Raw genomic sequence first — 24768 nt, 5'->3', positions numbered from 1 at the left:
GCTGTTCACCATGTGGTTGAAGAGGGCATAGCGGAGATCGCTGCCGGATGGCTCACTGCGCTGCGCCCGGTGGGACTGTGAGGCAGAAGGGGTGACCCGAGGGGTCGGTCAGCACCCGCCAACGATCTGGTGCAGGTTGATAGCCGGCCTTGACTGCGCCACATTCGATCGCTGCTCGCTCCGCCGTATCGAGATCGTCGACGAAGAGATCGAGATGCATTTGCTTGGGGACCTCGTCGCCGGGCCAGTCCGGCGGTCGGTGGTTTTCCACGAGTTCGATCGTCAGCATTACCCCTTGGCCCTGGAGAACGACCAGTTCGTCCGATTCGTACCGGACTTCGAAATCCAACAGCACTCGATAGAACTGCCCTAACCGGTGCGGATCCCGGCTATCGAGTGACACTGCACCGAATCTGGCTATCGCAGTCATAGCTCCCCCTGCTCATCGCCCCAGCCATGTGCCGGGGCACGTACCTGCCATGGTTACCACAGTCCAACTCGACTGCTGGCTACAGGTAAAGCCGGTCGGTGGGGCGATAGCCTGGGTGTGGGCTATCGCGACTGGCGTCGGGTGGACTACCACCAGGGAGCATGAGCACAGCAAGCATCGACCGCCTGGGTGCTTCGCCGCGAAAAGTGCAGGAGTGCCTCATGCTCGAAATCGGTGTTGCTCGCTCCGGCGATATCGATGAGATCGTCGCGCTGCGGCATGCGGCGGAGGACTGGCTGCATTCCTGTGGGATCGACCAGTGGCCTCGGCGAACGATTCCTGTCCGGCGATTCCATGACGAGGTCGCGGCCGGCGAGTACCACGTAGCCCGACGGCGCGGGCGTCCGCCGATCGTTGGTGCTTTCCGGCTTGTGTGGACCGACCCGTCGATCTGGGGTGACGACGGCGTCCCCGCCGGCTACGCACACTCCCTGGTCATCGACCGGAAACATGCTGGGCAGGGCATCGGTCGCGTCATGCTCGAATGGGCCGCGTGCACCGCCGCTTCCTCCGGTGCGTCGGTGCTGAGATTGGATTGCGTCGAGAACAACCCCCGGCTGTGTGACTACTACCGCGGTCTCGGATTCCGAAGGGTGGGACGCCGAGCTCTCGCCGGATATGCGTATGGTGTCGCGCTTTTCGAGCGACGACTCACCTCGCCGCGACACTCGCCTGCCACCATCAAGACCGTCGAAGGTAGCTGACCCAGCTGTACCCGTCGCGCTGTATGCGTTCGGTTTCCTGCCAGCGGTTGCGGTCGATCGGCGGGAAGTAGACATCGCCGTCGAGACTGGTTTCGATTTCGGTGATTTCCAGGCGGTCGGCCTCGTCGATGAGCTGAGTGTATATCTCGCCGCCGCCGAAACAGACGATCTCCTCGCCGCCGGCCGCGGCGATTGCTTCATCGATGGACCCGGCGGCGGTCACACCGTCCCGAGACCAGGCATTCCGGCGCGTCACCACTATCGTTGTCCGCCCGGGCAAGGGCCGGCCGACGGATTCGAATGTGCGCCGCCCCATGATCAGTGTTTTCCCCATCGTGAGTCGCTTGACCCGCTGCAGGTCCTCCCGGTCACGCCAGGCAAGGTCCCCGTCGCGGCCGATCACTCCGTTGCGGGCCACTGCGGCGACGAGGGTCATAACCACTGCTTCATCATGCCTCACCCGGCAGCGAGGGTTCACCGGCGCACGTTCGGTGCCGGACCTCGGGTTGTGTAGCGGCTGAACGCTTCGATGCTGTCGGGCACGAACCGGCGGTGACGGATCAGATCGGGTAGCTGCGTATCCGGAACCCACTCGTGCCAGGCGATCTCGGCGGGGTCTGGGATGATTTCGCTGCTGATGACGGTTTCGTGCAGTCCCAGCCAATAGGGCGCGACCGCGCCCCGGCACAGGAATTTGAACAGGAACCGCGGGCGGCCGGTGATACCGAGTTCCTCGGCGAGTTCGCGGGCGGCAGCTTGCTCGTAGGCCTCGCCGACTGCCACGGCGCCGCCTATCAGCCAGTTGTAGTGGCCCGGAAACAGCGCGTCGGTTACCGGCCTGCGGTGTAGCAGAATCCTGTTCGCCCTATCGCGGCACACGGTCGTGGCGACGCGATGCAGCCAGTGCGCCCGGATAGCTGCGGTCCGTTCCACCACGGCCAGCACCTGATCGCGCTCATCGACTCGCTCGACCAACTCGCCCACGCCACACTCGCTTCTGTCTTGTTCCGGGGCCTTCGCCGCTCCCGACCAGTGGGCTTGCCCTACCGGGTGTGGGTTGCGAAGGCTGCCCAGCCGTCGGTGGCACTCGGGAATGAGGGGGACCACGGGGTTGCCTCCCGGAATTTCGCGTTGCTGACGCGCAGCGACCGGGTCAAGGAGGTGGTGCGGGCGCCCAGGAGTGCCGCGAGGCGGCCGGGTGCGCGGAGGTAGTGGGTGCGGCCGGCGGTATGAGCGATCGCGTCGGCGTACCGGGACTTGGTGATCGGGTGGTCGTCGACCACGTTGTAGACACCGGCCGGGACTTCGAGGGCGGCCGCGACGGCCGCGCCCGCGTCGGCGAGGTGGATGGAGGATACGAAGCTGTCACCTCGCCCGAACATCGGGGCGATACCGCTGCGGGCCATGGTCAGGAATTCTCTACTGTGCACGGATTCGGGACCGTAGAACAGCCCGAACCGCAGGACGACGCCGGTTCCGCCCGCATCGATGAACCGCTGCGTATTCGCTTCCGCGGCATGGTTGGTGCGCGCCAGCGGAAAATCATCGGTGGGCCACTGCTCGTCGATCCACTGGTCGGCTCGGTCGCGGTAGATCATGCAGACCGACTCCTGTATCAGCCGATCGATTCCCGCGGCGCCGGCGGCAGCCACCACTGCCGCCGACCCTTCCGTTCGGACCCGCGTATTCTCCGCCCACGCGCGGCTGTCGAGGAACTTCGACGAGGGCGGTAGCGCGGTAGCGAGATTGGCTACGGCGTCGTGGCCGGCAAATGCTTCGGCCAACCGGTCACGGTCGAAAAGCGAGACGGTGACCGGCTCGGCTCCCTGCGCGCGGAGTGCTGCCGCTTTCGCTGCATTGCGGGCGAGTCCGGTGACCGTATGACCGGCACCGATCAAGGCCGGAACGGCGTGGCAGCCCAGCGCCCCAGTGGCGCCGGTGACGAAAACCTTCATCGCTCGGGCGCTCCTTCAGGCTCGTCGGTATTGCGGAGGCGGAAGATGCTTGCCGGTCGGTGGTGCCCGCGGAGTGTCGCCGCGGGGCTACTCGGCGAGGACCTCGTCGATATCGGCGGCAGTGATGGCGCGGTCGAACCAGCGGTCGAGAACGTCGAGGTCCGTGCAGGCCTCCATATGTTCCCGGGCCGATTCGGGAATATCGATCCCGCGGGCTTCCAACAGTCGCAGGGTTTTGCCGATGACCTCCTCGACACGGCCCTCGACTCTGCCTTCGACGCGTCCTTCGAATCGGCCCTCGGCGCGCCCTTCGACCCGGCCCTCGGCGCGTCCTTCCGCGCGCAGGCGCTGGGATGTACGCGAACGGTAGAACGACAGATCCACGCTCATCAGTTTGCTCCAGGTTTTCGCGGCTCGGGTCGCGCCGAGGCCGAGTTCGGTGAGTTCGGCGAAGACGTGGAGATCTTCCTCGTCTTCGAGTTCGTGCAGGGCGTCGGCGAGTGTTTTCAGTATCGCATCAATACTGCGGTCCTTGGCGTGGGTGATCGCCGACAGCACAGCCAGGGGGATGTCGGCGGCCGCGACGGCGGGATCGGTCACGACGGGGACGTTGTGCGGGCCGAGGACGAGTGGGCGCACGATGATACTGGTCCACTGCGGCAGGCCGATGGTGATCGGTTGGATGGCCCAATCGGCTGTCCTGGTATCGCGGCAGACGACGAGCAGCACGACGGGCAGCCGGTACTTCTCGTGCAGATGCGCCAGGTAGTAGGCCCAGGCGCTCGGTTTGTCCGGATCCGGTTTGTTCTGGGCTTCGACCAACAGCAAGAACGGGCCTTCCCGCACGGTGGTGATGCGCAGCAGGGTGTCGACCCTGCGCTCCAGCGGGCGGATCTCGGTGAGGTCGTTGGTGAGGACTGCGACTTCGGCGGGATCGTCGAAGGGTAGTCCGAGGACTCGGAAAGCTCGGGCGAATACCCCAGGGTTGTCTTGGAAGAGGCGGTGCATCGCCTCGTGTGCGGAGCCGACCATGCGGGCAAGCTATCGGAGATACCGCGAGTAACAGTAGAAAGTGTGTTCGAATACCGGCGTGTTTGCTCGTTCGGCGCGTCGCTGAAATGTACTCTCGAATAATTACGGTACGTATCGTACTGTAATGAGGTGACCATCGACGATTGGCCCGATTCCCTCGATGTAGTGCAGGTCAGATTCGCCCGTCCGACCGATCGCCTCGAGGAGGTGACCCGGTTCTATGTGGACGGGCTCGGCTTGAACGAGCTCTACCGGTTCGAGAACCACGCGGGTTACGACGGTGTGATGCTAGGGCTTCCGGGCACGGATTATCACCTCGAATTCACCACCCACGCCGACGGCAGTCCGGGGGACGCGCCGAGCAAGGAGAACCTGCTCGTGCTGTATTTCTCCTCAGAAGCTCGCATGTACGAAGCGGTGGAGCGGCTGGGGGAGTCCGGGGTCGAACCGGTCGCGACCGAGAATCCGTATTGGGCGGAAAACGGGGCGATCGCGTTCCCGGATCCGGACGGCTGGCAGGTGGTTCTCGTGCCGCGGCCGGTGTTCTGATGGCGGGCCGGGCCCGGGACGAGCGGATCGATACAGCCGTGCTGGCGGCGGCGCGCGCCGTGCTCGACGCCGAGGGGTATGCGCGGATGACCATCGGCCGGGTCGCTACCGAATCGGGTGTTCATCGCCCGGCGATCTATCGGCGATGGCCGTCCAAACGCCACCTGGTGGTGGATATCGTCGCTGATCTGCTCGGGCTCGAACCGACGGCGGATACCGGTGATCTCCGCGCGGATCTCGTCGCCTCGATGCGGGAACTGGTGGTGGCAGTGCGTGATACCTCGCTGGGGCGGGTGCTGCCGGCGCTGGTGGCCGACCTCGACGCCGACCCGGAACTTCGTGAACAGCTGTGGTCCAGCGTGTTCGGTCCACGTCGGGACACGACGGCCCGTGCGCTGGAATCGGCGATCGATCGTGGTGAGGTCGAGCCGGATATCGATATCGGATTCGTACTCGATGCGGTGGCCGCGCCGATCTATTTCCGCGCCCTGTTCCGGCATCTGCCGCTGCCGGACGAGCTGGCCGAGCAGTCGGTGGACGCGGTATTGGCGGCTATTCGGCGTAATCCGTAGCCCTGGCGCGCGCGGTTCGGCTCTGTGGTGACCACGGCATCCTGCCGGGTCAGCTTGCGGGTGTGCCGGCCGCGGGCGGGCCGGGCGTTTTCTCGACCTGGCCGTAAACGAGTCGGCGCAACAGGTTTTCGGCAGGTCCCGGGCTTGCTCGCCGTTCGAGCAAGAGAGCGTAGGCGATCGTGATGATCCAGACGCCGATGGCGAACGCGGCCATACTCGCACTGCCGAGTTCGGCGCCGAGCCCGAGGCCCCAGGCCGCCAGCAGTGGCGCGCACAGCACCGACTGGGCCAGGTAGCAGGTCATCGAACGTTTACCCACCGCGGTCACCGCGTGCGCGATCGGTCCGAGCGGGCGACCGGCCAGGCGCTCGCCGATTAGCCCGAACACCGCGACATAGCCGAGGCCGCACAGCAGACCGGTGGCCATCTGTGGTGCCAGCAATGCCGCCATCGCCGGTTCCATACCGCTGATCACCCCGGTGTGGGCGAGCGCGTGGACGAGCCCGAAGCCCCAGCCGATGCCGATCCCGGCGGTCGCGGTCACCCACAGCAGCCGGCGGTGTTCCTGCGGCCGCTCCAATACCCGATGGCGCGCGGCCCAGAATCCGAGCAGGATCGATACGGGGACAACCAGCCCGAGCAGGCCCTGTACGAAAGTGATCTGGACCGGCCACATCGTCATCCGCGCGACGGCGGCATCCCAGAAATTCTCCGCCGAAATGCTGGCATACGCCGCGTTCGCGAATCCCGGGTCGAATTCGCCTCCGGTGTCTTCGCCGGCCAGCACAGCCACCGCCCCGAGCGTGGACAGGGCCGCCACCAGGGTGACGAGGGCGGTGCCGATCCCGGCCCAGACCAGCAGTGTGCGATCGGAGCGGCGCAGGAACAGCCACACCAGAACGAGGCCGGTGAGGCCGTACGCGCCGAGTATGTCGCCGCCCCACAGCAGTAGGGCGTGCACCGCGCCGAACACGATGAGCCACAGGTTCCGGCGCTGAATCACCGACCGGACGTGTTTTTCGGACAGCCCGCGCTGCTCCTGCCGCCGGGCGATCATCACCAGGCCGTAACCGAACAGGAACGCGAACATCGGGTAGACCCGCAGATCGACAGTGGTGATGAGAATGCCCTGCACCACGGTGTCGAGTGCCGAACCGTCCACGGGATGTGCCCCGGACGCCGAACGCTGCCCGCCGTACAGGTAGTAGGCCGAATTGGCCAGCACGATCAGGAGCAGCATGAATCCGCGGGCGAGATCCGGTCCCGGGATCCGTTCGCTTCCGCCCAGCGGTGCGGGACCGCGTGCCGTCGCCTGGTCGGTTGTCATGACTGCACCTCGGATGTGGTCGGGCTCGCGGTGATCGCGTGCGTGATGAGATCCGCCAGTTCCTCGGCGTGTGCTGCGAGGTCGTGTTCGGGGTAGGAATGCCAGTAGGCGATCATCGCGTCGATCCCGGCCTGCACCGTGACGGCCATGACGCGGGTATCGAACGGGCGTAGTTCCCCGGATGCCTGGCCGGTACGGAACTCGGCTTCCAAACCCTGGTAGATGGATTCGTTGAATTGGTCGCCGTAGACCGGGCGCCCGTTCTCGTCGAGGAGATTGTGGAGCACCTCGGTCAGCGCACGCAGTTCGGCGGGGTTGGTGCGCACATAGTCGGCGACGGCCCGGATGCGTTCGCCGATCCGGCGCAGCACCGTCTCTTCCGCGGTGACTCGCGGCACCACGAACTCGGTGATCTCTGCGTAGACGTGTTCGACGAGCCGCTCCATCAGTTCGTCCTTGCCGGCGAAGTGATAGGAGATCACACCCTTGCTGATACCGGCCCGTTCGGCGATCCGGGAGAGGGATGCTTTCGCGTACCCGAGTTCGGCGAACACGGTGACGGCGCTTTCGAGAATCTGTCGGCGCCGGACCTCTTCGATGAGTGAGGGGCGACGAATCTGGCCGGTCGTACTGTTTTCTGGCCGCATGGTCAGATTTTAGACGGCCGGCCAGCAGTCGGGCAATGGCCTTTGTTTATGGCTGTTTACGGCATCGATTCAGGAAAGGGTGCGCGGCGTGTCAGCACCCGAGGGAGCGTTCGATCATCGCGACCGCAGCGGTTTTGGCGAGTCGCAGCTCTGTCCCGCGACCAAAGGTGCCCTGGCGAGTCTCACCCGTGGTCTTGCGCGTGAACTGGCGCCGCGCGGAATCACCGTCAACAACGTCCAGCCCGGCCCGGTGGACACCGACGCCAACCCCGCCGACGGGCCCAACGTCGCGAACCTGCTAGGGGTGATGGCAACGGACCGGTTCGGCACCTCGGCCGAGGCCGGCGCTTTCGTCTCGTATCTCGCAGGTCCCGACGCCGCCTATATCACCGGCGCCGGCCTGGACACCGACGGTGGATTCGGCTCCTGATTCCGCCGGGTGTGATGCCGACTCCGGGTCGCGTGAGCGCCGGTCAGGAGCTGTGCGCTGAAAGTGTTTCCAGCCAAGGATGTCCGGGGTGCACGCGGGCAAGCCACTCGGACAGCCGGGACTGCCGAAACCGGTCCATTGCCGGGAGGGCGCGCAGGAAGTCCGTCTCGTCTTTGGCTCGGCGGGCTTTCGCCTTGAACACAAGGACGGCTTCGGGGATCACATAGGGGATGCCGTCGGCGGTGTGGAGGATCAGCTCGTCGTAGGGCAGGGTGATCGAGGTATCGCGGCGGCACACCCATGTATCACCTCGGTGTGGTTCGCGGAATACATCGAGGTGATACAGCCCGGTCGCCGGATCGCGCAGCCAGGTTTGGTGCTGATCATCGGCTTCCTCGGGAAACGGCCAGATGTACCCGTCGCCGACGACGTCCCATTCATAGCCTGGGAGGGCGTTCGCGATATCGGCGAATCGACTGCTGGGCACACCGATTTCGAGGTCGGAATGCTCGCGCCCGAGACCGCCGACGAACAGATCCAGCGCCCACCCGCCGGTGACGTACCAGCACGGCGGAGCGCTCGACAGCTGTCCGGCGGCTTCGGCCGGGGTCCAGCCTCGCCAGCGCCGGTCGCATTCCTCGGCGGACAACGAACGTCCGGTCATCTCCTACGGCCTCCTTTGCAAGGAACCCCCTCCGTTCGGGAGGGGGTTCCTTGTCTGTGGGGAGTCAGGCTCGGTCGAACTCGCCGGACTTGGTGCCGGAGAGGAAGGCGTCCCATTCACCAGGCGCGAAGACCAAGGCCGGGCCGGCCGGATTCTTGGAGTCGCGAACGCCGACGAAACCTTTGTCCAGGTGTGCCGTCTCGACGCACTCCTTGTTGCTCGCGCTGCGGCTGCTCTTGAACCACCGTGCAGCAGATAGGTCAGCGCTGTTCATCGTGCTCCTTCGCGATCTTCAGAACCAAGTCTCTGGTTTCGTGCTCGCCCAACGCCGATTGCTTGATGCGAGAAGCGGCATCCCGATATCGGGCTATCTCTTCCGGACGCTCCAGGTATTGGTCGCTGGTATAGCCCTGAACGTACACAACCGGCGGTTCTGCCGTCCACGTGTTGTGCTGCTCAGGGAATTCCAGCAGCACGAACAGCCCGACCTCCAATCCGACGTGGGTGGTGCCGAACGGCACGGTCCGGAGGGATACATTCGGTAGGCGGCTGACCTCGGCCAGGTACCGAAGTTGCTCGGCCATGACGGCTCCACCTCCGATCCGGTGATGGAGGGCTGCTTCGCTCACCAGGAGGTCCAACTGTAGGTCGGGATCGTCGCGTAGCCGCGATTGTCTACGGGCTGCGATCTCGATACGCTGCTCGACCTCGATGCTCGACATCCCCGGGTTCCCCGACCAGGCCATTGCGCGGCGGTAGGGCTGAGTTTGCACCAGGCCTGGCAACAAGGTGGGCGCGTAACTCATGAACCGGCCGGCCGCGATCTCCAGCCCCAGATACAGATCGAAATCCTTCGGAACCGCTTCGCGATACGCGTGCCACCACGACTTGTACGAGAGTCCCCCCAAAAGTTCCAATAGAACGTCCGTAACCTCCTGGGTGGCCTTGTAGATACGGCACAGCTCCCGCACCTGCAAGGCCGAGATCCGGGTCGACTGCCCGGTCTCCAAGCGCCACAGGGTCTGATGTCCGACCCCGATTGCCTGCCGGGCTGTTTGTACGCTGACGCCTGAAGTCTCGCGCAGGTGCCGTAGCTGCCTACCGAGCATCCGTCGCGCGAAAGTGCTGTCTGTCTTCTCCCTATCTGTCATCCCTCTCCCCTTTGTGCGGGCATCCGCATCCCGCACTGGAATGCAGTGTGCCTCGTACTGGAATGCACCGAATACGAAAACTGGAATGTTGCGGACTTTCTCAGAAATTTGAGCTTCGGAAGGTTCCAAAACCGCTGTCGCACCTGTCTACTGATGGCGCACCCGGCGCAGGCCACCTCCCAGAACCACTGGGAGACACCAGTTCAACGCCAGGAGCGCCGCGAACTGGCGGTCCAGCAATCACAGTTTGGTCGCTGATGCCGTGCTGGACCCTGCGCCGGGTGCTTGCCAATCCTATTCCAGGAGCAGGGGACTACTCATGTCTGTCAACGGGTTTCAGGAGCATGGCCGATCGATCGGGGCCCGACCGGGGCTGCTACCCAAGCGGGTTCGCGGATCTTTCGGGATCCCGGAAGGACCTGGGGCGGTGCTTCCGCCGGTCGAGCGATTGGAAGGCATCGCAGCGGCCGTGCGTCGCTGGTGCGCGGACTCGGAGGACTCGCGTGACCATCGATGAGCGTCCCAAGGCAGTCGCGCTGGTCCGGCGCGACGTCCCGGTATCCGTGGTCGACTTGTACGCGCTGGCGGAAAGACACGGCTATCGGCTCGTGTTCACCGTGTTCACGGATGCAGGTCCGAAAGTTGCCGCGCTGGCGTTGGCCCGGCACGCGGGGGAGCACGGTGCGGCCGCCGTAGTCGTCCCGGGCTTCGAGCACATCGATGCGATCCGCCACCTCGTCACCGATAACGCCGGACTCATCACCCCGATGCGCCTGTACCCGCGCGGCCACCGTTGGGTCGGGAATCCGGACGAACACGAGCAGCAGAGGAATGGCTGACGTGGCACTGGTGCAGCTCGTGCTCGGTCTACTCGGTCTCACCATCGCCCTGTGGTGGCCCGACCAAGCACCCTGAACCGGGCGTAGTTCCCGGCCAGGGTGGCAGCGACCGTCCGTGTGGGTGGCTTTGGGCGGAATCACATCTGTGCAGCTCATCGGTAACGTAGCCGGTCAGGGGAGGAAGCGGTCGATAAGATCATCCGCATGCCCTTTCCTCTGTCGGCAAAAGCTGGTCGTGCCGCCGCGGTGGCGATATCGGCGGTAGCTGCCGGTGCCCTCGCCTTCGGTGGCGGCGAGGCCGCCGCTTCACCGTTCCCGGTCCCGCCGCTGACGGAGACCGCGGCGGCGGGGACCGAGGGGCTCGATCCGTTGCTGGCGCTCGCCTACACCATGGCCGAGCGGGAAGCGCATGCCGCGGGCGTGCCGATGTGGATCAATTCCGGCTATCGGAGCCCGGGCGAACAGCAGGCGATGTGGGAGGACGGGCTGCGTACCTACGGCACGCCGGAGGAGGCGCGCCGCTGGGTGCTGCCGCCGGAAGAGTCCACGCATGTCACCGGCCGGGCCGTCGATATCGCGCCGCGCGACGGTGCCGCCTGGCTGGAGGCCAACGGCAATCGGTGGGGGCTGTGCCGCACGTTCGACAACGAATGGTGGCATTTCGAGCTGGTCACGATCCCGGGGACGGCCTGTCCGCCCCGGGTGCCCGACGCCGCCCACCGCTGAAGTGTGAATCCGCGCCGGGCGTGCGCCCACGGAACAGATCAGGTGCCGGATACTGCGCGGAGTTCGTCCAGGTACTCCTGAGTTCGAGGATCGTCGGGGAAATGTGCCATCAATTCCCGCCCGACCTCGCCGCCGATACACAACAGTGAGGGCAGCGACCGGCGTTTGGATTCGAAGGCTTGCCGCCCCTCCGAAACCGCCAGTTCGAGATCGCGGCCGCGGGCGGCGACCATTGCCAGGGTGAGGTGGGCTTCGGCGACCCGCATCGGGTTGCGGACCGTGCCGTCCAGGGTGGTGGAGTCGGCCAGGACGGCACGGGCGAATCGTTCGGCCCGAGCATCGTCGCCGACCACCCGGCAGCAGTCCATGGCATAGAAATCGAACTTCTGGGGGTCGACGACGAAATGGTTCTCCAGGTCCTCGGGGTGGCCGAGCCGGTCCAGCAGCATACGTCCCTGCGCCAGTGCCGCATCCACCGCGCTGCGGTCACCGAGGCGGGCCCAGGCTTTGGCGCGCTGGGCGGCGAGCTGGACGCCGACGCCGCTGTCGGCGCATTCCGGCGGTACCGAATCGACGGCCTGGATGACCCCGCGGTTGTTGCCCTGGGTCAGCGCGAACCAGGCCGCCAGTTCTGAACTCCACCCGATTATTTCGATGTTCCCGGATTCCAGTCCCAGGGACCGCGCGGCTCGCCGGGTGGCCTCGGCGCCGCCGCGGCGGCCGAGATCGTATTCGAGGCAGCCGAGCAGTAGCGCGACCCACCCCGCCAGCTCGAGGACTTCCTTGTGCTGGGCCAGCGTCAGCCGGCTGTCGAGCAGGGCCGCGATCCGCCGCAGCCAGCCCGATGCTTCACGGTGCAGTTGGTGGGCATCGGTGGAGGCATAGTCGCGGCATAACCGTTCGGCGGTGATCCGGACGGCGTCGAGGGTGGCGGTCGAAACATCGGACATCCGTAGCCGTCCCATGAATTCGAGCGTGTCCATACCCGTCGCGGTGAGCAATTCGTCGTCGCGGCTCGGGCGGGCCTTGGGGAAGAACGCCGCGGCGACGGTGTCGAAGGCGGCGGCGATGAGGGGAGCGTAGAAATCGTCGGGGCGGGATTCGCCCGATTCCCAACGCCGCCAGTTACGTAGCAGGGTGCTGTCGGTCGGTAGATTCTGGGACGATTTGGCGCGTAGCGCGCGTACCGCCTCGGCCTGTGACCACCCACGCGCATCGCGTTCCGAGCGCATCCGGATGGCCCACAGCGGACGATCTTCAGCAGCAGTCACGCCGCCAGTATTGCACCAGCAAACTTTTCGTGGACCCCATAGGGCATGAAGATGTCCCCCGCATGACCTCTTCTGCATGCGTTCCCCGTCGGTCATGCTCGAATCGAACCGGCTCCGTGCCGGTTCAAGCAACACCCCCGCGAACGCGGGAGGAGATCCCGGAGCAGGAAATGGTTCCCCGTCTCGTGCGGGGAAGGATTCAGGAGGTTCGGGTGGAAGCGTTGGTATATGGGTATTTACGCGACGATCTGGCCGCGGGCGACGGCGACGATATGGAGGCCGCGCTACGTGAGCTGGCCGATGCCCACGGATTATGCTTCGCCGCGACTTTCCACGAATCACATGCGGGTGACGGAACGGCATTCGCCGAACTGACCCGGGAACTCCAACGGGCGGATGCCCACCACGTGGTGGTGCCCTCGCTCGATCACCTCACCGGCCAGACCATTCCACGCGAACTGCTGATCGCGAAACTGGCCAACGACGCCGCCGCCCGCATCTGGTCGGTGGCGAGCTGAACCGGCGGTCCGGCGGCTCGGCGTACCCCCTCAGCGTCCGAAGCCGCCGGGCCCCCGCCGGCGCAGATACTTCTCGAATTCGGCCGCGATGGCATCACCGTCGATCTTGGCCATGACCTCGTTCACATCGATCGCGGCGTCACCGCGTTCCTCGAGGGAATGCACGTACTCGGCGATCTCCTCGTCGGCGACGGTCATCTCGTTCACCGTCGACTCCCACTCCTCGGCCTGCTGCGGCAGCTCCCGCAACGGCACCTCGATATCGAGGACATCCTCCACCCGGTGCAGTAGCGCGATCGTGGCCTTCGGGTTCGGCGGCTGCGAGACATAATGCGGAACTGCCGCCCAGAAGGACACCGCCGGGATGCCGGCCTTCACGCACTGGTCCTGCAGCACGCCGGTGATCCCGGTCGGGCCCTCGTAGCGGGTCTGTTCCAGACCGAACCGTTCGGCCGCCTCTTTGCTGTAGGCCGAACCCGTCACCGGCACCGGCCGGGTATGCGGGGTATCGGCCAGCAGCGCCCCGAGGATGACCACCGTCTCGACACCGAGCTGATCGATGAGCTCCAGGAGGTCCGCGCAGAACCGGCGCCACCGCATATTGGGTTCGATACCGCGCAGCAGGACCACATCGCGGTCGCTACCGGGCGGGGAACACACCGACAGCACCGTCGCCGGCCAGACGATCTCGCGGGTGACACCCTCCACCTGCCGGACCATCGGCCGGTTCACCTGATAGTCGTAGTAGTCCTCGGAATCGAGTTCGGCCAGCGGGCGCGCATCCCAGATCAACTCCAGGTGCTCGACGGCGCCGCTGGCCGCGTCACCAGCGTCGTTCCAGCCTTCGAAGGCGGCAACGAGCACCGGGTCACGCAACGCGGGCAGTTCCCGATCCACCGGAGATTCACTCGAGCTCACCCCAGTCAGCCTACGGTGCTGGTCGTGACCGGCGCGCAGTATCGGTCCCCCCGCGCCTGTCGCGGCCGGTCGCCGGGCCCGCACGGTGGTGGTGGGAGGCGCCGGTGACCGCCGGCTCGTGGGTCTCGTGCCGGGTGCGGGGCTACGGCTCGGCGGGGCGCCGGACGGCCCGGGTGCGCCGGTCCCGGCTGTGGCCGCCCCCACAGGTGTGAACTAGGCGAACAGCGTCGCGGAGCCGCCCACTACTCTGGAATCCATGTCTGTCTCCCGCCCCGCCGAGTTCGATACCACCTTGCTCGACACGCTCAGCCGCCGTGTCGTGATCGGTGACGGGGCGATGGGCACGATGTTGCAGGCCGTGGATCTCACACTCGACGATTTCCGCGGCCTCGAAGGATGCAACGAAATCCTCAACGACACCCGTCCCGAGGTGCTGCGCGATATCCACCGCGCCTATTTCGAGGCCGGCGCCGACGCCGTGGAAACCAATACTTTCGGCTGCAACCTGCCCAACCTCGCCGACTACGATATCGCGGACCGGATCCGGGATCTGTCCGAGAAGGGCACCCGGCTGGCCCGTGAGGTCGCCGACGAAATGGGTCCCGGCGCCGACGGGACGCCTCGTTACGTCCTCGGCTCGATGGGCCCCGGCACCAAACTGCCGACCCTCGGTCACGCCCCCTATGCGAGCCTGCGCGACGCCTACGTCGAGGCCGCGCTCGGCATGCTCGACGGCGGCGCCGATGCGGTACTCATCGAAACCTGCCAGGACCTGCTGCAGGTCAAGGCGGCGATCAACGGCACCCGCCGGGCCATGGAACGGGCCGGACGCCGTATTCCGATCATCACCCACGTCACGGTCGAGACCACCGGCACCATGCTGGTCGGCAGCGAGATCGGGGCGGCGCTCACCGCGCTCGAGCCGCTGGGTATCGATCTGATCGGGCTCAACTGCGCGACCGGCCCGGACGAGATGAGCGAACATCTGCGCTTCCTCTCGCAGCACGCCCGGATTCCCGTGTCCGTGATGCCCAACGCCGGTCTGCCGGTGCTCGGGGCCAACGGCGCCGAGTACCCGCTGACCCCCGAGGAGCTGGCTGCGGCGCTGCGCGGTTTCGTCGCCGACTACGGCCTGGCCCTGGTCGGCGGCTGCTGCGGCACCACCCCCGAGCACATCCGGCAGGTCGCCGAAGCCGTCCGCGAGGTGGAAACCACGCTGCCGCCGATCGGGCAGCGCCGGACGCCGCAGCCGGAACCGAGCATTTCCAGCATGTACACCGCGGTGCCGTTCGAACAGGACGCCAGCGTGCTCATGATCGGCGAGCGCACCAACGCGAACGGGTCGAAGGCGTTCCGGGAGGCCATGCTGGCCCAGGACTGGGGCAAATGCCTCGATATCGCCAAGGACCAGACCCGCGACGGCGCCCATCTGCTCGACCTCTGCATCGACTACGTCGGTCGCGACGGTAGCGCCGATATGTCGGAACTGGCCTCCCGGCTGGCCACCGCCTCCACCCTGCCGATCATGCTCGACTCCACCGAGCCGCCCGTACTGCAAACCGGGCTCGAGCACCTCGGCGGGCGCTGCGCGGTGAACTCGGTGAACTACGAGGACGGCGACGGACCGGACTCCCGGTTCCACCAGATCATGAGCCTGGTCGCCGAACACGGCGCCGCGGTGGTCGCGCTGACCATCGACGAGGAAGGGCAGGCGCGGACCGCCGAGCACAAGGTCGCCATCGCCGAACGGCTGATCGCCGATATCACCGGCAACTGGGGGCTGCAGGTCGGCGATATCATCATCGATACCCTGACCTTCACCCTCGGCACCGGGCAGGAGGAATCGCGGCGTGACGGCCTGGAAACGATCGAGGCCATCCGTGAACTCAAACGCCGTCACCCCGGCGTGCAGACCACGCTGGGTCTGTCGAATATCTCCTTCGGCCTGAACCCCGCCGCGCGCCAGGTCCTGAACTCGGTGTTCATGCACGAATGCGTGCAGGCCGGCCTGGACAGCGCCATCGTGCACGCCTCCAAGATCCTGCCGATGAGCCGGATCCCCGACGAGCAGCGCGAAACCGCCCTCGACCTGGTCTACGACCGGCGCCGCGAGGGCTATGACCCGCTGCAGAAGCTCATGCAACTGTTCGAAGGTGTGTCGACGGCCGATTCGCGGGCCTCGCGCGCCGACGAACTGGCCGCGCTGCCACTGTTCGAACGTCTCGAGCGGCGCATCGTCGACGGTGAACGTGCCGGGATGGACGCCGATCTCGACGAGGCGATGCGCGAGGTGCCGCCGCTGAAGATCATCAACGAAACCCTGCTCTCGGGGATGAAAACCGTCGGCGAACTGTTCGGGTCGGGACAGATGCAGCTGCCGTTCGTGCTGCAGTCGGCCGAGGTGATGAAGGCGGCCGTGGCGCATCTGGAGCCGCATATGGAGGCCACCGACGACAGCGGTAAGGGCCGCGTGGTGCTGGCCACCGTCAAGGGCGATGTGCACGATATCGGCAAGAACCTGGTCGACATCATCCTGTCCAACAACGGCTACGAGGTGGTGAACCTCGGGATCAAACAGCCCATCGCCAGCATTCTCGACGCCGCGGTGGACAAGAAGGCCGATGTGATCGGAATGTCGGGCCTGCTGGTGAAATCCACTGTGGTGATGAAGGAGAACCTGCAGGAACTCAACAGCAGGGGAGTGGCCGACCAGTTCCCGGTGCTGCTCGGTGGCGCCGCGCTCACCCGTTCCTATGTGGAGAACGATCTCACCGATGTCTACGAGGGCGATGTGCACTACGCACGCGATGCCTTCGAAGGTCTGCGGTTGATGGACGAGATCATGGCCGTCAAACGCGGGGACGGGCCCGATCCGGACAGCCCGGAGGCGGAGGAGCGGCGGCGCAAGGCCGCCGAACGGAAAGCCCGCCACGAACGTTCGCGGCGGATCGCCGAGGAGCGGCGGGCCGCCGAAACGCCGATCGTGGTGCCGGAACGGTCCGATGTGGCCGCCGATGTCCCCGTACCGGTTCCGCCGTTCTGGGGCACCCGTGTGGTGAAAGGACTACCGGTCCACGAATATTCGGGCCTGCTGGACGAACGGGCCCTGTTCCTCGGCCAGTGGGGTCTGCGGGGGCAACGCGGCGGTGAAGGACCCAGCTACGAGGAACTCGTGGAATCCGACGGCCGGCCGCGGCTGCGGGCCTGGCTGGACCGGCTCAGCACCGAAGGCGTCCTGCAGCATGCGGCGGTGGTGTACGGGTACTTCCCGGCGGTGTCCGAGGGTGACGACGTGGTCGTGCTCACCGAACCGGAACCCGATGCACCGCAGCGGTACCGCTTCACCTTCCCGCGCCAGCAGCGCGACCGGTTCCTGTGCGTGTCCGATTTCATCCGCTCCCGCGAGCACGCCCGCGAGACCGGACAGGTCGATGTGCTGCCGTTCCAGCTCGTCACCATGGGGCAGCCGATCGCCGATTTCGCGAACGAACTGTTCGCCGCCGACAACTACCGGGACTACCTGGAGGTGCACGGAATCGGCGTCCAGCTCACCGAGGCGCTCGCCGAATACTGGCATCGCCGGATCCGCGAGGAACTCACTCTCGACGGGCACGCCATCGCCGAATCCGATCCGGCGGATGTGACCGAGTACTTCAAACTGGGTTACCGCGGTGCCCGCTACTCGTTCGGCTACGGCGCCTGCCCGGAGCTGGAGGATCGCGCCAAGCTGGTGGACCTGCTCGACGCCGGGCGGCTCGGTGTCACGTTGTCGGAGGAGTTGCAGCTGCATCCCGAACAGTCCACCGATGCGTTCGTGCTGCTGCATCCGGAGGCGAAGTACTTCAATGCCTGAGCCGGGCTAAACACCCGACTGATGTGATTGTGGTCACTTTTACGTGTCACTACTGCGCCTACTGTCGGGGCTACCCGCGGAAACCGCAGGTGACCGGTGCGCGATCGGGTCCGAAATCCCGTACTGCCCGCAGGGGTTCGGGGGGCCGGAGCGTACGATTTCCGGGAATTTCCGCCGAGGTTCCCGCGGAACCAGAAATCCGGACAAAGCCGTTCGGGTGCGTTGCACGCGCCGGGTCGACGCGGAACCGTAGGCAACCGCCTGTGACGCGCGGAGTGCTGGACGACTCGGCGGCAAGCAGAAGGGGCCACGACTTCAGATGAGCAAGGATCGGCTGATAGCCGGACGTTATCGGCTCACCGATCCCATCGGCACCGGTGCCATGGGAGTGGTGTGGCGGGCGCTCGATATCCGGCTGCAGCGCACCGTCGCGGTGAAACAGGTGCTGCTCGGCCCGAACCTGACCGAACAGCAGACCGCGGAGGCGCGTAAACGCGCACTGCGCGAAGGCCGGATCGCCGCGCGCCTGCACCACCCCAACGCCATCTCGGTGTTCGACGTCGCCGACGAGGACGGGCAGCCGTGGCTGGTCATGGAATACATGAACGCGCCCAGCCTGGCCAACCGGCTGAACCTCGACGGCACGCTCGCACCGCTGAAGGTCGCCGAACTCGGCGCGCAGGCCGCGGCCGCGCTCGCCGCCGCGCACGACGCCGGAATCGTGCACCGGGATGTGAAACCGGCGAACCTGCTGGTCGGCGACGACGGTACGGTGAAGATCACCGATTTCGGAATCTCGCGCGCCACCGGCGATGTCACCGTCACCGCGACCGGATTCCTGGCGGGCACCCCGGCCTACCTCGCCCCCGAGGTCGCCCGCGGTGAACAGCCGATACCGTCCTCGGACGTCTTCGCGCTGGGATCCACGCTCTACCACGCGATCACCGGCCGCCCGCCTTTCGGCGACGGGGACAATCCCCTGGCCGTGCTGCACGCGGTCGCCGGCGGACAGGTCGAACCGCCCGAAGGGGCGGGCGCGCTGGGCCCGGTGGTGATGCGGCTGCTGGCGACCGAGGTCGCCAACCGCCCCACCATGGACGAGGCGCGGGTCATGCTGGAAGAAGTGGCCGCCGGGCGGGCGCCGGAACCGGTCGATACCGCGCCGTCCGCCACGACGAAGGTCCTCCCGTCCACGCTCGCCGCCACGGCCACACTCGACCGGCCCGATCCGGAGCCGGGCCCCGCCGAGACGCCCCCACCTGCTGCGGGGCCCGCCCCCGCGCCGGCCTTCCGGGGGGCCGGGGCCCCGCCGGCTGCGGGATCGGCGCCCACACCCGCCGCGCCCGCACCCACCGGCCCTGCCGCCCAACGTGGTTCGGGCGTGCGGTCCCGGACCGCCGTGCTGGCGGGTGCCGCGGCGCTGCTCCTGGTGGTCGTGGTGGGTTTGGTTCTCGCCGATGTCACCGGCGGGGACGACAACACCACCGCCGCCGGGCCCGAAACCAGCCAGGTGGACACACCGGAGCAGACCGGTGAACCGGAGGCGGAGTCCAGCGCTGCGACCACCACCGCTGCCTCGACGACCACGACGGCCACCACCGAAACGGGCCCGCCCTCGGCCGCTCGCGTGGAACAGTTCGTCCGCGGCTATTACGGGCTGCTGCCCGGCAACACGGCCGCCGCATGGTCGCAGCTCGCGCCCGAATATCAGGCCGTCGCCGGTGGTTACGCCGACTACCAGGGCTTCTGGTCGACCATCAGCGCGGTCGGTATCGGCTCGGTCAGCCGATCCGGTGACGGCAGCGCGGTCGCGACCGTCACCTACACGATGCGCGACGGTTCGGTGCAGTCGGAGAGCCGGTCGTTCCGGGTCGCGCCCAACGGCGGACAGCTGGTCATCACCGACTCACAAGTATTGTGACCGCGACCGGCCGGGTTTGCTGCCGCTTACCCGGCCGGGCTACCGTCGGCCCCAGGCTTCCGATCGTGCTGCGCGGCTCGGTGCCGTCCCGATCCACCATGACGAAAGGTCCGAACGTATGGCCCAGCCGGCCGGTGTCCTGTGGGATATGGACGGCACGCTGCTCGATTCGGAGAAGCTGTGGGATATCGGCGTCCGTGAGCTGGCGCGGGAACTCGGCCGGGAGATGACGCAGGAGATCCGGCACGCGCTGATCGGGGCGTCGGGAGCGAATGCGCTGCGGATCATGTTCACCGAACTGGGGGTCGACCCGCATCCCGAGGCCGTCGACGCGGCCGGTCGGTTCTTGGAGCAGCGGGTCGCCGAACTCATGACCGGTCCGATCCCGTGGCGGCCGGGCGCGGTGGAAGCGCTGGATATGGTGCGGGAGGCCGGTCTGCCCTGTGCTCTGGTGACCAACACGAAACGGTCGCTCACCGAGCTGGCCCTGGAAACGCTGGGCCGGGACCGATTCGACGTCTCGGTCTGTGGCGACGAGGTGCCGCACGGGAAACCCGACCCGGCCGTTTACCTGCGTGCCGCGCAACTACTCGGCCTGGATGCCCGCGACTGCGTGGCCGTCGAGGATTCGGTCACCGGGGTGGCGGCCGCCACGGCGGCGGGCTGCGCGGTCCTGGTGGTGCCCTGCGAGGTCCCGGTACCTCTCGACCCGGCCCGCACGCATCGTGACACCCTCATCGGGTTGACCCGTGACGATCTGGAACTGTGCTTGCGGACGCGCCTCCAGTTCGCCGAATCCCAGAGCTGCTGACGCTGCCTCCGGAAGCCCGTGTTTCGCGGGCGCGGGAGCTCGCTGCTGCGGCTCGCCGATGCTCCCCGGTAGCGACCGGACGGGCCGCGTAACGGCCGGCCTCGGAGGCGAGGTTTCCAGCGGGGTGCGTCGGTAAACGGTGCGGAACGACAACGTTGCGCGGCCAATGGTGTTGCGGATCAACAAAACCGGATGGTCCGTGACCGGGCTCACCAGGCATCTCGCGCATTCGCCGGGCGTGTCGGCCGCCCGGCGGCAACAATATCGCTATGGCCGCCACGGTGACCTTGGACGAGATCGTCGATACTTCCCGCTACCCGCTCGCGGAGCCCGATACGCCGGGCTGGTATGCCGCGGTCGCGGCCGCGCGGGCCGATCTCGCGGAGGACGGCTGCACCGTACTGCGCGAGTTCATCCGGCCGGAGCTGCACGCCCTGCTGGCGGAGCAGGGGGAGCAGATGGCTCCGCACGCCTACTACCGCACCGAACAGGTGAACGCCTACAACATTCCGCTCGATACCGAACTGCCCGCGGACCATCCGGGCCGGATCATCTTCGAACGCGGTAACGCCTTCGTCCCGCGCGACCGGATCCCGGCCGGCGCACTGATCCACCAGCTGTACACCGGCACCGAATTCCAGCGATTTCTCGCCGCCTGCTTCGGCCGGCCACAGTTGCACGAATTCGCCGACCCGCTGGCCGGTCTCGTCCTGAACGTGGTGGCCCCGGGCAACTCGCATCCCTGGCATTTCGACACCAACGAATTCACCGTCAGCATGCTCACGGCGGCACCGGAGTCCGGGGGTGTGTTCGAGTACTGCCCGAATATCCGTTCCCCGCACACCGAGAACCTCCTCGATGTGCACGCCGTGCTCACCGGCAGCGGCGACGGTCTCGTCCGGCGGCTGGAGCTGCGCCCCGGCGACCTGCAGCTTTTCCAGGGAAGGTTCTCACTGCACCGGGTGTCGCCGGTGCAGGGCGCGACCCCTCGGCATACGGCGATCTTCGCCTACAGTGACCGCCCCGGTGTCATCGGCACCGTGGAACGCACCCGCCAGCTCTTCGGACGGGTGCTGCCGGATCATCACGCGGCGGCCGATGCCGTCCGTGGTGACCGGCTGCTGGATTGATCAGGGACCCGATCGAGTGGGTACCGCCCTACCGAGAGGAACACAACGTGCCAGTGCCGTTGCACACCACCGGGAAAGCTTCCTTCGACGATATCTACTCTCGGCCCGACCCCCGCGACTACTACGCGCGCATGTCCGAACTGGGCTATCGGATACCGGAACTGGCGAAACCGTATCTGCGCGAGCAGATAGCGGAGTATCAGGCCGTGGCGGGAACCGCCCCGGCCGTGCTGGACATCGGATGTTCCTACGGTGTGAACGCCGCCCTGCTCCGCCTGGATATGAGCCTCGCCGAGCTGGCCGGCTCCTACACCGAATCGGTGCTCGGCACCGGTGATCTCATCGCCCGCGACCGGGACCGTGTCCGCAACGCCACCGCCCTGCCCGGGGTCCGGTTCATCGGAATGGACGCCTCCGCACCCGCCCTGGACTATGCCCGGGCGGCCGGGCTGCTGGACAGCGTCGTCCACGCCGACCTCGAGGCCGCCGACCCCACCGACGAACAACGCGCGATCCTCGCCACGGCCGATCTGGTGATCTCCACCGGCTGTATCGGCTATGTCACCGAGAAGACACTCGTCCGGATAGCGACCGCCGCCCCGGACCGCCGCCCCTGGATGGCACACTTCGTCTTGCGCATGTACGGTTTCGGACCGATCGAGGCGGAACTGGACGCCCTGGGCTATCGGACCCGGCGGATGCCGGGCGAGTTCGCCCAGCGCCGATTCGCCTCCGACGCCGAACGCGAGCAGGTACTGGACACCCTCACCACCAACGGTATCGACCCCACCGGCCTGGAGTCCGAAGGCCGGCTGTATGCCAATCTTTATGTGTCCCGGCCGGTTTCGTAGTACACCGAAATCGTGCGATACCGGGAACAGCCCGACCGTCGAGCAGCACCGACCCGAACCGGAGAGACGACTTGACCGAACGCACCTTTGCCGCCGAAGACCAACTGCCCAGGGTCCCGCTGCCGACCCTGGAGGACAGCTGCGCCCGCTTCGTGCAGTGGTGTACACCCCTGCTGACCGCCGAGGAACTGGCGGCCACCGAGGACGCCGTGGCGGATCTGCTGCGTCCCGGCGGCGCCGGCCGGACCCTGCACGCGGCCCTGCGTGAATACGACGAAACCCCCGGCGTCGGCAGCTGGCTGGACCGGTTCTGGCCGTCCCGCTACCTGGGCCGGCGCGACCGGATCGCGTTGAACGCCAACTTCTTCTTCCTGTTCCGCGACGATACCGCGCTGGCCGCCTCCACCGCGGCGGGTCAGGCGGACCGGGCCGCGGCGCTGGTCGCGGCCGCTGTCGACTACAAACTGGCCCTGGACCGGGAGGAGATCCCGCCGGTCACCCAGCGTGGGCAGCGATTGTCGATGTGGCAGAACAAATACCTGTTCTCCGAAACCCGGATCCCCGGCGCCGAACAGGACACCGTGCGTGTGCCCTACAGCGAGGAGTGGCCGGGTCCGTCCGGCGCCCGCCATATCCTCGTCCTGCACCGCGGCAACATGTTCCGGCTGGATGTGCTCGGCGCAGACGGCGCCCCGTACGCTTTCGAGGATCTGCTCGGCGGTCTGTGCACCATCCTGAAATCCGCGACCGAACCCGCGCCCGCCGGGACCTCGGTGGGACATCTGACCACCGCGGCCCGGGCCGACTGGGCGCACGCCCGCGCCGAACTGCTCACCGATCCGCACAACGCCGCCGCGCTCGAGACGATCGAAACCGCGCTGTTCTGCGTCTGCCTCGAAGATTTCGCACCCCGCGACGAACTGCACGCCGGTGACACCCTCTTGCACGGTGACAGCGCCAACCGCTGGTTCGACAAATCGGTGTCGTTCATCGTGTTCGCCGACGGTCAGGCCGGAATCAATATCGAGCACTGCGGGCTGGACGGTACAACGGTGCTGTCCTTCGTCGACGCCCTGCTGGAAACACCGGTCACCGGGCATGCGGAACGATCCGGGGCACGGGACCAGGGGCTGCCCCCGATCGAGCAGATCGAATTCCGGCTGACCGACGAACAGCGCGCCGCGGTGACCGCCGCCGGTGCCGCCTTCGCGCAGTACGCCGCCGACAATGCCACCACCACCGTGTCCTTCGACGATTTCGGAACGGCCCGCGCCAAACAGCTCGGTATCTCGCCGGACGCCTTCGCCCAGCTGAGCTATCAGCTGGCCCATCGCCGCAGCAAAGGTCTCACCGGAGCCACCTACGAATCCATCGCGACCCGGCAGTACCGCAACGGCCGCACCGAGGCGATGCGCGTGATCACCCCGGAAATGGTCGCCTTCGTCGACACCATGCAGGATCCCGCCGCCGATACCGCCGCAAAACTCGCCGCGGCCCGCGCCGCCGCGGGCGCCCATGTCGCCCGGGCCAAACAGTGCCAGTCCGGTGAAGCACCGGAACAGCATCTGTGGGAACTCGAATGGATCCAGCGGCGCCGCGGCGCCGAACTCGGCGTCACCGATCCCCTCCCGCTGTACGACAGCCCCGGCTGGACGATCATGCGCGACGACTACCTCAGCACCAGTTCGGCGCCGTCGGTGAACATCCGGTACTTCGGATTCGGCTCCACCAGCCCGAAATGCATCGGCATCGCCTACGTCCTGCTGCCGGACCGGTGGAACCTCTACCTGGCCACCCCGGCCGCGGTGGCCGGCGAGATGCACACCTTCGCCGACCACCTCCGCACCGCGGTCGCCGAACTGGAGGAGTTGCTCGCCGCGCAGTAGAGCCACGGTCGGCACACAGTCCGTCGGCAGGCACCCGTAGCCCGACGAGCAACATGCCACTGCGGTGGCTCTGCGGCGGCCGGGCCAACGATTCCGGCCGGCACCCGCGTGCCGGCCGAGCCGCCGGGGGCGCTCGCGAATGCCCCGGACGGTACTGCCGTCTGGGGCATCCGGACGTTACCCGGCTCTCGGTAGCGGGTCCACGGTTGTCCATCGCATCGGTCGCAGGGGCCGTCCCGGTCGCCCCGATCGCGGGGATCGTGCCGACTGTGGGGAGCGCGCGGACCGCGGCGATCGAGCTGACCGCAGGGATATTGGCGATCGCGGGGATCGTGCTGACCGCCGGGGGCGCGCCGACCGTAGCGATCCCGAGGCAGCAGTCGGCGCAGGACCAGGCCGACCAGGCTGCCTACCTCGCCCAGCAGGCCGAGGAACAGTCCACCCGGGCCCAGGACCGCGCAATGCAGTGGGAACTGCAGATGCACCAGATGCGCCAGCAGGTTCGGCAGATGTAGTGCACACC

At 67.0% G+C, this 24768-nt stretch carries 26 protein-coding genes; 14 read left to right on the top strand and 12 right to left on the bottom strand.

Annotation, left to right across the window (positions count from 1 at the left end):
* Positions 1–52: 52 nt before the first annotated feature.
* Positions 53–430, bottom strand: coding sequence for a VOC family protein (locus ACFWPH_RS01870; protein WP_378747546.1), 378 nt, complete (start codon positions 428–430; stop codon positions 53–55).
* A gap of 161 nt (positions 431–591) precedes the next feature.
* On the opposite strand from ACFWPH_RS01870, the gene ACFWPH_RS01865 reads away from it, so the two are divergent.
* The gene (locus ACFWPH_RS01865; RefSeq protein ID WP_378747544.1) at positions 592–1194 is read left to right on the top strand and encodes a GNAT family N-acetyltransferase; all 603 of its coding nucleotides are present in this window, start codon (positions 592–594) and stop codon (positions 1192–1194) included.
* On the opposite strand, the gene ACFWPH_RS01860 is transcribed toward ACFWPH_RS01865, so the two are convergent.
* The 4 genes from ACFWPH_RS01860 to ACFWPH_RS01845 all read right to left on the bottom strand — a co-directional run bounded on the left by ACFWPH_RS01860 (position 1172) and on the right by ACFWPH_RS01845 (position 4181).
* Positions 1172–1630, bottom strand: a complete 459-nt coding sequence (locus ACFWPH_RS01860; protein WP_378747543.1) for a dihydrofolate reductase — start codon at positions 1628–1630, stop codon at positions 1172–1174. The genes ACFWPH_RS01865 and ACFWPH_RS01860 overlap by 23 nt on opposite strands.
* Positions 1631–1668: 38 nt before the next feature.
* Positions 1669–2178 (bottom strand): NUDIX hydrolase, encoded by a 510-nt coding sequence (locus ACFWPH_RS01855; protein ID WP_378747541.1) that lies wholly within the window; start codon positions 2176–2178, stop codon positions 1669–1671.
* 59 nt (positions 2179–2237) lie between these two features.
* Positions 2238–3149, bottom strand: coding sequence for an NAD-dependent epimerase/dehydratase family protein (locus ACFWPH_RS01850; protein ID WP_378747540.1), 912 nt, complete (start codon positions 3147–3149; stop codon positions 2238–2240).
* An 87-nt stretch (positions 3150–3236) separates the two neighbouring features.
* The gene (locus ACFWPH_RS01845) at positions 3237–4181 is read right to left on the bottom strand and encodes a hypothetical protein (protein ID WP_378747539.1); all 945 of its coding nucleotides are present in this window, start codon (positions 4179–4181) and stop codon (positions 3237–3239) included.
* Positions 4182–4310: 129 nt separating this feature from the next.
* Here ACFWPH_RS01845 and ACFWPH_RS01840 point away from each other — a divergent pair, with 129 nt between their 5' ends.
* Positions 4311–4730, top strand: coding sequence for a VOC family protein (locus ACFWPH_RS01840; protein ID WP_378747537.1), 420 nt, complete (start codon positions 4311–4313; stop codon positions 4728–4730).
* A complete protein-coding gene (locus ACFWPH_RS01835) occupies positions 4730–5302 on the top strand; it encodes a TetR/AcrR family transcriptional regulator (protein WP_378747536.1) in 573 nt (190 codons plus the stop codon). The genes ACFWPH_RS01840 and ACFWPH_RS01835 overlap by 1 nt, the downstream gene beginning before the upstream one ends.
* A 49-nt stretch (positions 5303–5351) precedes the next feature.
* Here the strand turns inward: ACFWPH_RS01835 and ACFWPH_RS01830 are convergent, their stop codons facing one another.
* Positions 5352–6629, bottom strand: coding sequence for a DUF418 domain-containing protein (locus ACFWPH_RS01830; protein ID WP_378747535.1), 1278 nt, complete (start codon positions 6627–6629; stop codon positions 5352–5354).
* Positions 6626–7276, bottom strand: a complete 651-nt coding sequence (locus tag ACFWPH_RS01825; protein WP_378747534.1) for a TetR/AcrR family transcriptional regulator — start codon at positions 7274–7276, stop codon at positions 6626–6628. Before ACFWPH_RS01825 ends, ACFWPH_RS01830 begins: the two co-directional genes overlap by 4 nt.
* Positions 7277–7364: 88 nt before the next feature.
* On the opposite strand from ACFWPH_RS01825, the gene ACFWPH_RS01820 reads away from it, so the two are divergent.
* Complete coding sequence (locus tag ACFWPH_RS01820; RefSeq protein ID WP_378747533.1) at positions 7365–7706, top strand: SDR family oxidoreductase; 342 nt, start codon at positions 7365–7367, stop codon at positions 7704–7706.
* Positions 7707–7749: 43 nt separating this feature from the next.
* Here ACFWPH_RS01820 and ACFWPH_RS01815 read toward each other — a convergent pair whose 3' ends face one another.
* From ACFWPH_RS01815 to ACFWPH_RS01805, 3 genes are all read right to left on the bottom strand, one after another.
* On the bottom strand, positions 7750–8370 hold the full coding sequence (locus tag ACFWPH_RS01815; RefSeq protein ID WP_378747532.1) for a nucleotidyltransferase domain-containing protein: 621 nt from the start codon (positions 8368–8370) through the stop codon (positions 7750–7752).
* 64 nt (positions 8371–8434) lie between these two features.
* On the bottom strand, positions 8435–8644 hold the full coding sequence (locus ACFWPH_RS01810) for a DUF397 domain-containing protein (RefSeq protein WP_378747531.1): 210 nt from the start codon (positions 8642–8644) through the stop codon (positions 8435–8437).
* Complete coding sequence (locus ACFWPH_RS01805) at positions 8631–9521, bottom strand: helix-turn-helix domain-containing protein (protein WP_378747530.1); 891 nt, start codon at positions 9519–9521, stop codon at positions 8631–8633. Before ACFWPH_RS01805 ends, ACFWPH_RS01810 begins: the two co-directional genes overlap by 14 nt.
* A 503-nt stretch (positions 9522–10024) precedes the next feature.
* Between ACFWPH_RS01805 and ACFWPH_RS01800 the strand changes: the two genes are divergently transcribed.
* Positions 10025–10360, top strand: a complete 336-nt coding sequence (locus tag ACFWPH_RS01800; protein ID WP_378747529.1) for a hypothetical protein — start codon at positions 10025–10027, stop codon at positions 10358–10360.
* A gap of 204 nt (positions 10361–10564) precedes the next feature.
* Positions 10565–11086, top strand: coding sequence for a M15 family metallopeptidase (locus ACFWPH_RS01795; RefSeq protein ID WP_378747528.1), 522 nt, complete (start codon positions 10565–10567; stop codon positions 11084–11086).
* Positions 11087–11124: 38 nt separating this feature from the next.
* Here ACFWPH_RS01795 and ACFWPH_RS01790 read toward each other — a convergent pair whose 3' ends face one another.
* The gene (locus tag ACFWPH_RS01790) at positions 11125–12357 is read right to left on the bottom strand and encodes an XRE family transcriptional regulator (protein ID WP_378747527.1); all 1233 of its coding nucleotides are present in this window, start codon (positions 12355–12357) and stop codon (positions 11125–11127) included.
* 212 nt (positions 12358–12569) lie between these two features.
* Here ACFWPH_RS01790 and ACFWPH_RS01785 point away from each other — a divergent pair, with 212 nt between their 5' ends.
* Positions 12570–12875, top strand: a complete 306-nt coding sequence (locus tag ACFWPH_RS01785) for a hypothetical protein (RefSeq protein ID WP_033242355.1) — start codon at positions 12570–12572, stop codon at positions 12873–12875.
* 30 nt (positions 12876–12905) lie between these two features.
* Here the strand turns inward: ACFWPH_RS01785 and ACFWPH_RS01780 are convergent, their stop codons facing one another.
* Positions 12906–13793, bottom strand: a complete 888-nt coding sequence (locus ACFWPH_RS01780) for a PAC2 family protein (RefSeq protein ID WP_280415331.1) — start codon at positions 13791–13793, stop codon at positions 12906–12908.
* Positions 13794–14049: 256 nt separating this feature from the next.
* Here ACFWPH_RS01780 and metH point away from each other — a divergent pair, with 256 nt between their 5' ends.
* From metH to ACFWPH_RS01745, 7 genes are all read left to right on the top strand, one after another.
* Positions 14050–17646, top strand: a complete 3597-nt coding sequence (metH, locus tag ACFWPH_RS01775) for a methionine synthase (RefSeq protein WP_378747526.1) — start codon at positions 14050–14052, stop codon at positions 17644–17646.
* 319 nt (positions 17647–17965) lie between these two features.
* Positions 17966–19567, top strand: coding sequence for a serine/threonine-protein kinase (locus ACFWPH_RS01770; protein WP_378747525.1), 1602 nt, complete (start codon positions 17966–17968; stop codon positions 19565–19567).
* Between the two features lie 118 nt (positions 19568–19685).
* A complete protein-coding gene (locus tag ACFWPH_RS01765) occupies positions 19686–20378 on the top strand; it encodes an HAD family hydrolase (RefSeq protein ID WP_378747524.1) in 693 nt (230 codons plus the stop codon).
* Between the two features lie 269 nt (positions 20379–20647).
* The gene (locus tag ACFWPH_RS01760; protein WP_378747523.1) at positions 20648–21508 is read left to right on the top strand and encodes an arpA protein; all 861 of its coding nucleotides are present in this window, start codon (positions 20648–20650) and stop codon (positions 21506–21508) included.
* A 47-nt stretch (positions 21509–21555) separates the two neighbouring features.
* Complete coding sequence (locus tag ACFWPH_RS01755; RefSeq protein WP_378747522.1) at positions 21556–22359, top strand: class I SAM-dependent methyltransferase; 804 nt, start codon at positions 21556–21558, stop codon at positions 22357–22359.
* A 71-nt stretch (positions 22360–22430) separates the two neighbouring features.
* Positions 22431–24245: a choline/carnitine O-acyltransferase gene (locus ACFWPH_RS01750; RefSeq protein ID WP_378747521.1), complete on the top strand. Its 1815-nt coding sequence runs from the start codon at positions 22431–22433 to the stop codon at positions 24243–24245.
* A 269-nt stretch (positions 24246–24514) separates the two neighbouring features.
* The gene (locus ACFWPH_RS01745; RefSeq protein ID WP_378747520.1) at positions 24515–24760 is read left to right on the top strand and encodes a hypothetical protein; all 246 of its coding nucleotides are present in this window, start codon (positions 24515–24517) and stop codon (positions 24758–24760) included.
* Positions 24761–24768: the final 8 nt, after the last annotated feature.

Origin of the sequence: Nocardia sp. NPDC058499 (assembly GCF_042719915.1) — a bacterium.
In the GTDB taxonomy this organism is placed as follows: domain Bacteria; phylum Actinomycetota; class Actinomycetes; order Mycobacteriales; family Mycobacteriaceae; genus Nocardia.
The sequence above is the reverse complement of the archived record's forward strand: the minus strand, read 5'-3'. Positions and strand labels throughout refer to the sequence as shown.